Source organism: Pseudomonas sp. EpS/L25, assembly GCF_001512295.1.
Classification (GTDB): domain Bacteria; phylum Pseudomonadota; class Gammaproteobacteria; order Pseudomonadales; family Pseudomonadaceae; genus Chryseomonas.
Genome location: NZ_LNUP01000011.1, coordinates 118,260 through 132,089, shown reverse-complemented (window position 1 = coordinate 132,089; position 13,830 = coordinate 118,260). Strand labels below are relative to the sequence as shown.

The 13,830-nt window shown below is 47.6% G+C and carries 12 protein-coding genes; 6 read left to right on the top strand and 6 right to left on the bottom strand.

Going from position 1 to position 13,830, the window contains the following annotated elements; all coding sequences use genetic code 11:
• The first annotated feature begins 37 nt into the window (after nt 1–37).
• The 5 genes from AR540_RS24780 to AR540_RS09650 are packed head-to-tail and all read left to right on the top strand — an operon-like array spanning nt 38 to nt 5,062.
• Nucleotides 38–1,195: a right-handed parallel beta-helix repeat-containing protein gene (locus AR540_RS24780; protein ID WP_082706967.1), complete on the top strand. Its 1,158-nt coding sequence runs from the start codon at nt 38–40 to the stop codon at nt 1,193–1,195.
• Complete coding sequence (locus AR540_RS25345) at nt 1,196–1,852, top strand: hypothetical protein (protein WP_153014213.1); 657 nt, start codon at nt 1,196–1,198, stop codon at nt 1,850–1,852.
• Nucleotides 1,853–1,868: 16 nt separating this feature from the next.
• Nucleotides 1,869–3,107, top strand: a complete 1,239-nt coding sequence (locus tag AR540_RS09660; protein ID WP_059228372.1) for a class I SAM-dependent methyltransferase — start codon at nt 1,869–1,871, stop codon at nt 3,105–3,107.
• A 22-nt stretch (nt 3,108–3,129) separates the two neighbouring features.
• Complete coding sequence (gene gmd, locus AR540_RS09655; RefSeq protein ID WP_059228371.1) at nt 3,130–4,167, top strand: GDP-mannose 4,6-dehydratase; 1,038 nt, start codon at nt 3,130–3,132, stop codon at nt 4,165–4,167.
• A 1-nt stretch (nt 4,168) separates the two neighbouring features.
• Complete coding sequence (locus tag AR540_RS09650; RefSeq protein WP_059228370.1) at nt 4,169–5,062, top strand: GDP-mannose 4,6-dehydratase; 894 nt, start codon at nt 4,169–4,171, stop codon at nt 5,060–5,062.
• Nucleotides 5,063–5,170: 108 nt separating this feature from the next.
• Here the strand turns inward: AR540_RS09650 and AR540_RS09645 are convergent, their stop codons facing one another.
• From AR540_RS09645 to AR540_RS09620, 6 genes are all read right to left on the bottom strand, one after another.
• Nucleotides 5,171–6,358: a glycosyltransferase gene (locus tag AR540_RS09645; RefSeq protein ID WP_059228369.1), complete on the bottom strand. Its 1,188-nt coding sequence runs from the start codon at nt 6,356–6,358 to the stop codon at nt 5,171–5,173.
• Between the two features lie 4 nt (nt 6,359–6,362).
• The gene (wecB, locus tag AR540_RS09640; RefSeq protein WP_059228368.1) at nt 6,363–7,484 is read right to left on the bottom strand and encodes a non-hydrolyzing UDP-N-acetylglucosamine 2-epimerase; all 1,122 of its coding nucleotides are present in this window, start codon (nt 7,482–7,484) and stop codon (nt 6,363–6,365) included.
• Entirely contained in the window at nt 7,481–9,046 is a 1,566-nt protein-coding gene (locus AR540_RS09635; protein WP_059228366.1) for a polysaccharide deacetylase family protein, read from the bottom strand. The genes wecB and AR540_RS09635 overlap by 4 nt, the downstream gene beginning before the upstream one ends.
• Before the next feature lie 243 nt (nt 9,047–9,289).
• Nucleotides 9,290–10,021, bottom strand: a complete 732-nt coding sequence (locus AR540_RS09630) for an ABC transporter ATP-binding protein (RefSeq protein ID WP_059229714.1) — start codon at nt 10,019–10,021, stop codon at nt 9,290–9,292.
• Nucleotides 10,022–10,035: 14 nt separating this feature from the next.
• Nucleotides 10,036–10,854, bottom strand: coding sequence for an ABC transporter permease (locus tag AR540_RS09625; protein ID WP_059228359.1), 819 nt, complete (start codon nt 10,852–10,854; stop codon nt 10,036–10,038).
• A 60-nt stretch (nt 10,855–10,914) separates the two neighbouring features.
• Entirely contained in the window at nt 10,915–12,084 is a 1,170-nt protein-coding gene (locus tag AR540_RS09620) for a nucleotide sugar dehydrogenase (protein ID WP_059228357.1), read from the bottom strand.
• A 497-nt stretch (nt 12,085–12,581) separates the two neighbouring features.
• Between AR540_RS09620 and AR540_RS24775 the strand changes: the two genes are divergently transcribed.
• Nucleotides 12,582–13,688, top strand: a complete 1,107-nt coding sequence (locus AR540_RS24775; RefSeq protein ID WP_082707001.1) for a glycosyltransferase — start codon at nt 12,582–12,584, stop codon at nt 13,686–13,688.
• Nucleotides 13,689–13,830: the final 142 nt, after the last annotated feature.

Sequence of the window (13,830 nt, the reverse complement as noted above, 5' to 3'; positions counted from 1 at the left end):
CGGAAGCTCCAATAGTCCGTAAATTCGTAGAGTTAACATGATCCATCTTATTGCCGACGGCTACACCGATTGTTCCGCTGCCATAAATCGTATGATCAGCCTCCTTCCGAAAGGTGGCGGAGAAATTGTATTGCCGCCAGGCGATATTTTTTTGCGCAATACTATCCGTATCGAAAATGGACCTATTAGTGTAAGAGGCGCAGGGCGCGAGGTGACTCGATTAATAGTCGATTCACCACAAGGGTGTGCATTTGAAGTGGGTAGCCCTAATGGCCAGGTATCCCGTATTGATATATCGAACCTGTCTATCAATACTCGAAAAACATTGCATGGCGGTGCTGGGATAAGGCTAAGCCGTGGCTACGATGTAAGAATATCGAACTGCTTGATTGCGAACATGCATTGCGGTATCGATGCCTATGATTCGAGTTTTCTATACATCACCGATTGCGAGATTCTGGATCCGGCAGCGGTTACCGGTATCGGTATTCTTATCCACGGTAATGGGATCCATAACGATCAGTACCTGCAGCGCGTATTCGTACAAAGCCGAAAGCAAATTGCACCCTGCGAAGTAGGCGTTCGTATTGCAAATTCACAGGGTTTCTGGATCGATCAGTGCGGAATATTTCATTGTAAGACAGGTCTGCACTTGTTGGCTCTCGACAATATGACTTTGGAACATGGATTTCTATGCAATAACGCGATCGATAATTGCGTAGGGCATGGAATACTAATAGATTCAGGGTCTAGTGGGACTGTACGGCGCATCCAGTCTTCCGGCGACTGGTCATGTAGCAACCAAGGTCATGGAATTCTTGCCAACGCCAGCGGTGAAAGCAGCGCTGTTGATGATATAAAATTCATTGGTACGCGTCTCTACGGGAATGGTGGAGACGGTGTGTTCATTGGCAGAGTTTCTATGATTAGTTTTGACAGCTGCAGTATCGCTGGAAATGGCAGGGATGGAGTGTCTTCCGGTATTTCGATCCAAGACGCCTGTGACATGTTGGCTGTTCGTAATAGCACGATCGGTGCATTTTCGGGATATCAAAATACTCAGTCGTATGGTTTGACCGGGTTAGAGAATTCAAAACGGGCCATTATCGTTGGAAATGCATTTGAACCTAATCGTCAAGGTGCAATAAAGTCTCGTCCGCAACAGGCCTTTATTGTGAATAACCTAGAGGTTTGAATGAAAAGCTTACCATTGCTCAGTATCAAAGACTTGACCCTTAAATTTCCAAGACCTTCCACAGCCTTTTGGGATTGGATGGCAAGCAAGCTGAAGATGCTTGGTAATCGAGATGGATTTCTTCCTGCGCGTGAAGGATTGATCTGTGAATTTAGAAATCTCTCTTTGCAGGAAGCCCAGTGTTACGCCATCTGCGGGCGTGACAGTTTTGTGGGGTTAGGTCTTTTAAATGCCATAGAAGCCCGTTCAAAGATCGCATCCGGTATCATAATAAAAAGCGATGGACTGATATCAACACAGCGGTGCTTTGAGAAAAAAACTGGCGCTACAATCGAACGTGCTTATCGCCATCGGCCAGACTTTGAAGCGCTGATGTCTTTTTCTGACCTTTTCGCACAGGCGAATATTGCTCCTAATGACCTTTCGTGGGTTGAAAAGACCCGACTTTCTATTGCTGAAGTGCTATTTTCCAGCGAAAAGATAGTTCTGATTGACGAGCGCCTATTCGGCTGCGATAAAGAATTCATAGAAAAAGTATTGGAAAAGATAAAGCTAGAGAAATCTAAAGGCCGTTCGTTTATCCTGGTCGCGCCTGAGTGGGATGCCGTAAAATCCGTCGCCGACAAGGCGATTCCGTTTAAAGTTACCTTGAAATAACATCTCGGAGTGTGCAATGAGTTCCTATAAGAGAATCTCGAAGTGTCGAGTTGGGCAAGATGAAAATCTGGTCTCCGTCTTGAACCTAGGGCACCAAGCTCTCACCGGCGTATTTCCGCGATCTGTGAATGAGCCGGTCACGGTTGGCCCGCTGGAGCTGGTATGGTCCCCCAAGAGCGGTTTGCTGCAGCTAGCGCACTCCTATGAGCCGTCCGAAATGTACGGTGACAATTACGGCTATCGATCGGGCCTTAATCAGTCGATGGTAAACCATCTGACTGACAAGATAGCCTATCTTGAGCGTCTGAACCCACTATCGAGTGGCGATGTTGTGCTGGACATCGGTAGTAATGACTGCACGACGTTGAAGGCTTACAAAAGTCAAGGCATACGCCGTATTGGTATCGACCCAACCGGTAAGAAGTTCAGTGAGTACTACCCGTCCGATGTGACGTTGGTTCCCGACTTTTTCTCCGCTGATGCGTATCGCTCGGTTGAGAAAAAGTCTGCAAAGATCGTTACCTCAATCGCAATGTTTTATGATCTTGAGGCGCCGATTGAGTTTGCGCGTCAAATCGAGTCGATCCTTGCAGAGGACGGTATCTGGCATTTTGAGCAAAGCTATATGCCATCGATGCTACGTCTAAATTCTTACGATACAATCTGCCATGAGCACCTAGAATATTATTCGCTGCAAGTTGTTAAAACGATCCTGGAGGCAGCTGGTCTGAGGCTCGTGGATGTCGTAATGAACGCAGTGAACGGTGGTAGTTTCGCTGTCACCGCCGCGAGAAAAACCAACAAGACGCTCCGCTCGAATCAGCCAGTTATCGACTGGTTGCTGGAACAAGAAGAGCGGATGGGCCTGAATACCCCCCGTCCCTATCGCGAGTTTGAAGAGCGTGTGTTCCGCCACCGCGATGATTTGACACGACTGATTCGTAGCCTGACAGCAGATGGTAAAAAGGTCTTTGGCTATGGTGCTTCCACCAAAGGCAACGTGGTGTTGCAATTTTGCGGCCTGACCGCGAGCGACATTCCTTATGTTGCTGAAATCAATACTGAAAAGTTTGGCCGCTTCACGCCGGGCAGTCATATTCCGATCATATCGGAAGAAGAGGCACGAGCAATGAAGCCGGATTATTTCCTTGTTCTACCTTGGCACTTTAAAGATGGCATCCTGCGTCGTGAGAAAGAGTATCTTGCGTCTGGCGGTAGGTTCATCTTCCCATTTCCTGAAATAGAAATTGTCTAATTAGCCAAGGGGGGAATAATTTATGAAAAGAACAGCGCTCGTTACTGGTATTACAGGACAAGATGGTGCTTATCTTGCTTCACTCCTTTTGAGCAAAGGGTACAAGGTCGTTGGTACCTATCGCCGCACGGCATCTACCAACTTTTGGCGTATCGCCGAACTCAAAATTGATAACCATCCGTCGTTGGAATTGGTTGAGTACGATCTTACGGACCTGGGCTCGACTATCCGGCTGCTTGATCGGACGAAGCCAGATGAAGTCTATAATCTGGCCGCACAAAGCTTTGTTGCGGTATCCTTCGATCAGCCCAGCACCACGTCCCAGATCACTGGACTGGGTGTGGTCAATATTCTCGAAGCGATTCGTATCGTTAACCCTAAGATTCGTTTCTATCAAGCAAGTACTTCAGAGATGTTCGGGAAGGTACAGGCTGTTCCACAGATCGAGACGACACCCTTCTATCCGCGTAGTCCTTATGGTGTGGCAAAGCTATTTGCACATTGGATGACGATAAACTACAGAGAAAGTTACGATATTTTCGCTACGAGCGGAATTTTGTTCAATCATGAATCGCCACTACGGGGTTTAGAGTTCGTCACTCGGAAAATCACCAACGGCGTAGCTTGCATCAAGCTAGGCAAGCAAGAGCACCTAGAACTCGGCAATCTAGATGCAAAGCGGGATTGGGGTTTTGCACAGGATTATGTCGAGGGTATGTGGAAAATGCTGCAGGTCGACATTCCTGACACCTTCGTACTCGCCACTGGACGCACCGAAACGGTCAGAGATTTCATAAAAATGGCATTCAAGGCAGCTGATATAGAAATTGCCTTTGAAGGTCAGGGAGATCAGGAGTTCGGAATCGATACGAAGTCTGGAAAGACATTGGTCCGTATCAACCCGAAATACCATCGCCCTGCAGAGGTCGACCTTTTAGTTGGCGATCCTGAAAAGGCCAAGCGAGAACTAAACTGGGCGCCGAAAACGACACTGGAGCAACTCTGCTCTATGATGGTCGAAGCCGATCTGAGTCGTGTAGCTTCAGGATACTCGTTTTAATATGAATCGTCAGCGCCGTGCCTTGATTACCGGTATCGAGGGCTTCACAGGACAGTACCTGCGTTCAGAAATGGAAGCTGCTGGCTGGGAGGTGTTCGGTATAGGAACGCGAGATAAACGCGGCGATCCGACCTACAGGAAAGTCGATCTGCTCGATACCAGTGCGTTATCGGCTTGGATTGACTTGGTTTCTCCCAATGTTGTCATACATTTGGCTGGGATCGCTTTTGTAGGGCATGGCAATGCAGATGCTATTTATAAGATTAACCTTATTGGTAGTCGAAATCTGCTAGCGGCGCTGGCTGCTTCTCCAAGGATTCCCGATGCGATCCTGTTAGCTAGTAGTTCCAACGTTTATGGAAATCTAGAAGGCGGTGTGCTTAAGGAGTCTACCGCTCCATGCCCAGCGAATGACTATGCGGTCAGCAAGTTGGCTATGGAGCATATGGCTAGGCTTTGGCTAGATCAACTACCTATCATCATCGCACGACCATTTAACTATACAGGTGTAGGTCAAAAGGAAACCTTCCTTTTACCGAAGATAGTAGGTCATTTCAGGCAAAAAGCATCAGTTATCGAATTAGGCAATATAGATGTCTACCGAGATTTTTCTGATGTTCGATCGGTGGTTCATGCCTATCGTAGATTGATCGAGGAAAAGCCGATCGGTGAGACCGTTAATATTTGTTCTGGAAAGACTTTTTCTCTCCGAGAAGTTTTAGACATGGTTGAGGGCCTGACCGGTCATAGACTAACTGTGAAAATAAATCCCGACTTTGTCCGAAAAAACGAAGTAAGATCTTTGTCGGGAAGCTCAGAGAAGCTCAAAGGTATCATTGGGGATTGGCATACGCCGCCATTGGAAAAGACTTTGCAATGGATGCTCGAAAGTTAGAGTGCAAAGATAAGCGTGCTGGAATTTAAAGCCCCTAATCAAAATAAATCTATGTTTCTCTAGACAGGTTAAGGCTCTGGCTCTATGCCATTCAGATGGATCTGGGGCTTAATCTTCGACAAGGTGCTCCAACATCTTTCGGGTCCTGTCACGCCACGTATTCTTCCCTATTATCTCCAATGCGTTTTCCGGAGATATTTTTCCTGCTTTTAGTTGTGTCTCAATAGCCTGGCAGAAAGACTTAGCGCTATCGCCAAACTCGAGTGCTGAAGGACGGTGTTGCAAAAGGGCATCCAGTGAAGTGGATACGACGGGCAGGCCTGCCGCAATGTACTCGAAAAATTTCATCGGGAACATTGATTTGGTATAGTCGTTGACAAGAGTTGGTAACAATCCCACGCTCGAGTGGTTTAAGTAGCGCGGAATCTCTGCATAGGATCGATAGCCTAAAAAGTATACGTTTGGAAGTTTTTTTAATCGCTCCACTTCTTTACTGCTCTGCCCTTCACGCTGCTCTCCAATAAAAATCCAGCTCCAGTCAGGCCTCGCCTGGGCGCTTTCGTGTAGCAGAGAGAAATTAATTTTAAAGTCAGACAACACGCCATGATAAATAAGGCGTGGTAACGGAATGTGGACGAGGTCGGCTGGAAGAGCGCTCTTGCTCGTGGTGCTATTAAAATGCTCGAAGTCGACGACGTTTGGGAGATAATAGACGCTATCATTATAAGGTTGGCAACGCTCAACAAGAGCAGGTGCCGTAGCGAAGATAACTTTCGCGCTCTTTAGGAGCTCAAGCTCGGCGCTTCTGAACGAAACAGGATCAATTCCTGGCACTGCACTGAGATCGTCTACACAGTGATACAGCAAATATTTATATTGCTCTCTACTAAAGATGTCCATCATGAACGGATGATACGTCCATATTAAAGGGGACATCAACGAATGAGCGGATAGTGATCGACTGATAGCAAGACGCAAAAGAAATTTATTTATCTTCCTTAAAAAGGGATGTCGATAGCCAGCAGGTACTAGCAGAGGTGAAAGAACATATACATTAGCTTCTCGCTGGACTGCCCCCTTCAGAAGAGAACTGATTCCTTTCAATAACCGGCTTTTTAGACGCTGCCAATCTCTTCTGCTATTACCTTTTGGTGCTCTTAGGCCGACACTTTCAACATACAACACGCGCACACCCAAATTGGCCAAGGCCTTGGCAGTATGTTGTTTATTTGTCCAATACGGCTCATCCCAATCCGCTGTCGAAAATAAAATGCAGCTATAGTCAGATTGCACCATGACCTCAGTCGTCGAAGGAAGGTGTGAGGTTGTGAATTAGCGACTCTGCTATCCTTTTAGCAGCATGCCCATCCCCATAAGGGTTTGGGAGCGCCTGTAGACGTTTCCGAGCCGCTGGATCGCTCAGCCACTGATGAACCGCAGCTTCTATCGTTTTTGGCTCTTGGCCTGCTAGGGTGGCAAAACCAGCCCCAATGCCTTCCCGGCGCTCCGTATGCTCGCGCATCACTACAACGGGTGTACCAAAGCTAGGCGCCTCTTCTTGAATCCCGCCCGAGTCGCTGAGCACCAGGGACGCTTTACTGATAAGGAAAAGACTAGTCACGTAGTCGACAGGCTCGATCAGCTTTAGATTCGGAATATTTCCCAATATACGCATGACCGGCTCGCGTACATTTGGATTCAAATGAACTGGAAACAGCCATTGATGATTTGGATAGCGCTTGCAAAGCCTCGCTAGCATCTCGCAAATATTTTCTAGGACGCTTCCAAAGTTCTCTCGCCTGTGACAGGTGATAATCACCAACGGCAAGTGTTCATCAAATAGCTTCTTGCCGGCCTCAACATTACTGTCATGCATCAGCCGTGGTTTCATCAGCTCAATGGCATCGACTACAGTATTGCCTGTAACTTTAATCTTTTCGGAAGGTATTCCTTCAGTCCGCAGGGCTGCAGCTGCTGATTCGGTTGGCGCGAAATGTAAATTTGCGATTCTCGCGATAAGATTTCTGTTCGCCTCTTCTGGAAAAGGACTTTTGAGGTCCCCCGTTCTCAATCCTGCTTCGACGTGCCCGATTTTTATGCTTCTGTGAAATGCCGCAATACTGGCACAAAGCGCAGTGGTCGTGTCCCCTTGAACCAATACCCAATCGGGTTTGTGTGAGGCAAGCACCGCATCCAAAAGCTCCAGTTGCCGCGAGGCCAGGATGTTCAACGATTGTCCCGGTGTCATGGTATCCAAGACGACATCTGGTTTTAGCGAGAATATGCTCAAAGCTTGCGCCAGCATTTCCCTATGCTGGCCTGTGGTGCAGACGGTAACCTTGGCCACAGAGACCAACGCTGCAATTACTGGAGCCATTTTTATAACTTCGGGGCGCGTGCCGACTACGATGAAAATATTCAAACTAGAATTGCTCCAGACTCAAATCGAGAAAGCGTACCCCGATACTCAATCGTGAAACGTAGCGCGCCGAGTTGGTCGTCTCCGGACAGCTCGAAGCCTCTTTGGGTTTTAATAATACTCAGCGCCGATTTTCTGGCTTGAAAATCTAATGCAGTATTCTCATCTAGAAATATTGGATTTACTGCCGCTTTTCTAATGTATTCGATCAGTTTGCGGTGCTGTTGAATGCGCGTGTGCTCGTCTTGCCAACCATATTGATATCGCGGAGAGAAGGGGTGGTCGAGAAAACCGAAAAAACTGCGTGTACATACGGCGAGATCGACTGCCTCTTTGTAAACTCTCAGGGGATCTCCATCGGTAAGCAGACAGTCTCCGTGCAGCATGCACTGCTGGCTATGCCCGATGAAGCCGCGAGGCAATCCTGCTAGCTCTCCGCCCCTTGCTAAAATAAACTCAGGGTCATTGCAGATAATCCCCCCTACGCAACCCTTATAGCCAAGATCACACAGTGCAGCTAAGGCGTAAGGTGGAGATTGGTGAAATGGCGACACCGCATAGCGGACATCTTCACCACATGCCTTTCGTATGGCATCACGTGAAACTGAACCTTCACCCAGCGCATTCTCGTAGTTTTCTCCCCAGCGAGGGGCGTGAGTCGCGGTGTGGGAAAGGATTGCCTGTTTGGCAGATGTAAACTCTTTCAAGAAGCTCGCATGCTGGTCTGTTAGCAAATTCATGGTATGAATGGCTAGCGAAAGTGGAACCTGCATTTCATTGTATGCTTCCCACAATGGTCTGGCAGAAGAAATGTCCTCATCACAGTCCAAACGCATTGTGATTGCTGCGTCATGTCCATCGGGAATGTCCCCAAGGACTGGGCGGCAAGGGATCCCTTCATCATGTCGCCATTGACTGATAAAATTTTCCACCAGTCGCCATTCAAAGGAATCGATTGTTCCAACGGGACGATTTATCCAGAGTGTGGAATACGTAGGCTCGTCGAACAGTGCGCTATAAGTCGCCCACGTCTCACTGTTCGCTTCTATAACAGCAATTTCATTTGCTGTCGGAGCATGAAGTGGCGAAGCCGCTGCCCATTCCGAATCATCCATTCGAACAGCACCGTAGCCGAGGTTGTTCCATTCGGCTGCGAAGTCGTAGCGCTCCAGTGGGCGGCTCCAGTTCTGGGCGCCTAGCGCTTGGGCTGTGGGTAGATAGCGAACTTTAGCAGCACTTTCCGCGGTGTGCCCTTTAACAGCCTGTGGACTATGTGCCAGGCTTTCATATGAAGCGGGCCATTCACCTACGGATAAATTTAGTGCTATTTGAAGCTCTTTGGAGACACGTCCCAGTAAAATCAGCTTTTTATGAGAGGTCTTTATCCAGCGACATAACGCATGACTTTGTAGGGCATCTGGATTTATGGCCACTACAAAATCAACGTCATCCAGTTTTGCCAGACTGATGCTCTCAACCATTGGATAGCTGACCGAGCGCCGGAGCGCCGCCTGTACTCGCTCTACGGCTGATCTGAAGGGATCTGAAGCTAGAATGCTGATCATGTGTTCATCTCTAGTGAAAGGCAGCTAACGTCAGTACCAAATGCCGTGTCTCCGGATAAGCTTTTTCAAAGCTGCAGGACGTATTCCTTCGCTTGTACGTACGTCTCTACCCGTTGTGATCATTTAACCTTGACATCGAGTACAGCTTTTGCAGCAAGCATTACTATCGGTCAGTTACTATGGCGCCTCATTTGGCGTGCCAGTAGATGTCTGAACTGTTGCTTCCTAGCAGGGTTTATTCTTCTAGGCGTCCCTATCTGCTAACAGCTCGTCCCTGATGATTTTTCCGTGCTCAAGGTGTATTACACGAGTACAGATTCGCTCAATAAGCTCCTGGCTATGGGAGGCTATGACTAAAATTCCAGCACCATGGATGAGCTTTTCGAGACGCTGCTCTGCCTTGGCACTAAATGATGAATCACCTACGCTCAGCCACTCGTCCATTATCAGAATATCTGCTTCCACGCTCGTGGAAATGGCGAATGCCAGGCGTAGCATCATTCCACTCGAGTAGGTGCGAACGGGCAGGTTCAAGTAGTCGCCAAGCTCCGTGAACTCGGCAATCTCCTCCACTTTCGACTTTATTACTGACGGCTTGAGGCCGTCCATGATGCCTCTGAGGTAGATGTTTTCGAAACCTGTAGCATCAGGATCTAAACCCATCGAAACATCTAATAAGGATGCAACGCGACCCTGTACCGACAGGTGACCTCTAACGGGCGAGTAAACGCCAGAAAGAGCTCTTAGTAAGGTGGTTTTGCCCGAGCCGTTGTGACCAATTAAGCCAACTCGTTCGCCATGTTTGAATTCAAAGTTCAAATCGTCCAGCGCACATACAATCGTGTGTTTGGAAGCGTCCTTGCCGATACGACCACCTGTCGTCAGGTTGATCATTTTTTTCTTCAGGGAGCGATGGGAGTTTTCATAAATAGGAAACTCAATCGCCATGCTGCGGGATAGGATATGTGCATTCATGAGCTTCAACACCATTAAAGCCAGTAAGGTAGTCTGTTTCGAGTGCGTTTCATCAAGTAGTGTGCGATGCAGAAGCCGACTATAACCATGGCGATGGCCCAGATCCACGATGCCAATTCCATTGGTTTACCAATAAGCGGAGCTCTCACTATTTCAATCAGGTGGTAGAACGGATTGATTTCCGCGATCCAACGACGGTCTTTAAGAAGATCGACTACCCACATGACCGGTGTAAAGAAAAATGCGACCTGAGTTAAGTTGCCTACAATGGGCAAAAGATCTCTATAACGAGCACATAAGATCGCCAGAACCAGCCCTATCCAGACGCTATTCAGCAGCAAGATAAAAAGGCCTGGTATCACGAGAAGTATTTCGAAGCCAGGGCGATGACCAAAAGCCAGTAGAAACAAGAGTACGACGGGCAGGCTATGCATCATGATAATGAAGTTACGCCATGCCATTCTTGCGATATGGATAGTAAGCGGCATGCGTATCTGTTTTATGAGGTATCCAGCACTGATCAGTGTGCTGGCGCCCTCAATAGCGCAAGTGCTGATGAATTGCCAGGCTACCAGCCCTGTGCCTAGATATGGCAAGTATTCATGTATGTCTTGATTAAGGATGCTGGAATAAAGTATTCCCAGAACTCCAACCATCACCAGAGTACTAAGGGTAAACCAAAAAGGCCCTATCACCGACCTTCGGTAGCGTTGTCTTATGTCATGCCATCCCAGTGTTTGCCATACATGATAAGCACTGAGTCCAACCCAGATATCAGTTGCCCCGGTATGGGATGCCCATGAGGTGTTAGAGGTTTTTTCAGCTGAGCCCATGATTTTAAGATCGCTTCGTATTGGTAGTGATCAATCTAAATTGCAGCGCGTTCATTATACCTAGTGGTCAGTTTTGTATAGGTCTCTTGAGTACACCTTTTCCCTCACATCATCGAGTTCGTCTGATAATCTGTTTGCGATGATAAGATCAGCGACTTGCTTGAGTTTATCCAAGCATTTGATAACTTTTAAGTTCATGAAGGTTTCGTCTGTGAGTAGCGGCTCATAAATTACTACCGTGATGCCTTTCCTTGTGAGCTGCTCGATGATTTCCGTAATGCTTGTCTCCCGGAAATTATCCGAGTTGGCTTTCATTGCCAGTCGGTAAACACCGACAACTTTCGGTCCTCGGCTAATGATATCAGAGGCTAGAAACAGCTTTCTCGTCGCGTTTGACTCTATGACAGCCCGTACAAGATGCTGGGGTACATCGCCATAGTTGGCCAGTAATTGGCGAGTGTCTTTCGGAAGGCAGTATCCACCATAGCCAAACGAGGGGTTGTTGTAATGCTTTCCAATTCTCGGGTCCAGGCTAACGCCTTCGATGATCTGCCGGGTATTTAAGCTATGGCTTTTGGCGTAAGTGTCCAGTTCATTGAAATAAGCAATACGTAAGGCAAGATAAGTATTGGAGAATAACTTTATAGCCTCGGCTTCGGTGTTTTCTGTGAAAAGCACAGGTATATTTTTTTTGAAAGCACCTTGCTGTAATAGCGAGGCGAAGAGCTGTGCGCGATCAGAATTGCTACCTATGACTATTCTGGAAGGATACAGGTTGTCATGCAGAGCCGTGCCTTCCCTCAGGAACTCGGGGGAAAATATAATATTGGCGTTCTTGAAGTAGTCTATGGCAGAGCGTGTGTAGCCCAGTGGTACGGTTGATTTTATTATGATCGTCGCTTTTTTATTGATTGATAAGATGTCCCTGATACAGGATTCAACGGACGTGGTGTCGAACTCGTTGGTTTCTGAATTATAATCCGTAGGGGTTGCCACGATGACAAAGTCTGCGTCGGCATAAGCGTCGTGGGGGTTCGTGGTAGCTCGTAGTTGTAACGCTTTTTCGCTTAAAAATTCCTGAAGACAAGAATCTTCAAATGGCGTCTTTCGTGAGTTTATTGATTCAACCCGTTGCGGGTTGATGTCGAAAGCTACAACTTTGTTATGCTGAGCCAGCAGCACGGCGTTAGATAATCCAACATATCCTATGCCAGACACGGCTATATTCATCCGATCAGTGTCCTTTTTATGAAGGTTTTTGCATTAAGTTAAAGGCTTCGGACAAAGTTGCGATCTCCGGCATTATACATTTTTATACTGAAGGCAACAAGTCTGCCCTTTTATTGGCTGGGGCGCGAATTTGCACGTTGCCCGCGGCGCAATAGTTACATTTGTCTTGCCAGGCTTCATGGGGCGAACACTTTTTACCTATCGTTGGATTTAGTCCTGGGAGCTTGATGCAGGGCTATTTTTTGGTTAATTAGACATATTCAAGCTGTCGTATATGGGAGAGGATGTCCGGGATGCATCGGGGCGCATCAATGTAGCTTCCGCTAGATACGTACTGGCAATCAAGGACATCCACCACCGCCATGCCACTAGTCCGAATGCCTTTGGGGTACCGCTGATCGCCACGGGACATCCCTACTGCCATGCAGGCCTGATCCTGTCAATTTTTTCTATACAGGTGTAAAGTCTGTTGTGGTCGTAACCGAGGGTTCAGCGTGATCAGGGTTCTTCATTTCTTCAAAACATACATACCCGACAATCTCGGAGGTATAGAGCAAGTCATTTTTCAGCTGTGTGAGGGTGGATTTGATCACGGTATAGAATCAGAGGTTTTGTATTTGAGCCCCAGGGGCGGCGAGCGTAATGAGAAGGTAGGTAAGCACCTAGCACACCGATCTAGCCAATCTTTTCAATTTGCGTCCACCCCCTTTTCCATTCGGGGTTTTAAAGATTTCCGTGAGCTATCTGAATCAGTAGATATTGTGCACTATCATTTTCCATGGCCCTATATGGACCTGGCGCATTTTATGGCGCGGGTGAAAAGGCCGTCAGTTGTCACTTATCATTCGGACATCGTTAAGCAAAAGAACTTAATGAAGCTCTACGAGCCCCTGATGAATCGCTTTCTCAGTAAGGTAGATGCAATTGTGGCGTCGTCGAATGCCTATGCTGATAGCAGTCCGGTGCTCCGGGAGTTTTCTGATAAGGTCTCTGTCATTCCATTCGGTCTTGATCGGGCTTCCTATCCTGTTGTGGATTCGCAACGGGAAGACTATTGGCGTGCCCGCTTGGGTGGCCGTTTTTTCCTGTTTGTAGGCGCTCTGAGATATTACAAAGGCCTTACCTATTTGCTGCGTGCCTTGCAGGGTACCGGAATTCCGCTGGTCGTACTTGGGGATGGTCTATTGGCAGCAGAGCTCAAGAGTGAAGCGGATCAACTAGGCCTTTCGAATGTGCATTTTCTCGGGCGTCTACCCGATACTGAAAAAGTAGTCTTGTTGAAATTGTGTTATGGATTCGTTTTCCCTTCTCACCTGCGATCCGAGGCCTTTGGCGTATCTCTTCTAGAGGCAGCTATGTTTGGTAAGCCAATGATCTCGTGCGAGATCGGCTCTGGAATGAGCGATATCAATATCGATGGAGTGACCGGTTATGCTATTAGCCCTGCTGATCCGCTTGCGCTACGGGAAGCACTACTCCGCTTATGGCGGGACCCAATAAGGGCCCAGAAGATGGGTGAGCAAGCGTTACGACATTATGAGGCGAATTTTCAGAGCAGTACGATGCTGGAAAAATATGCAAATTTATACCGGCGGATCATTTGAATTATTGTGAGCGAGCGCTTACATGGCTTCGAGGTGGCGTTTTGTCGAGTAGATCACCCTTATGTTGCGAAGAGACACAGGTGACGCAGGGCTTTTAGATCTTTACAGGTTGCATATAATTTCAATCACGTGACACAGGAGT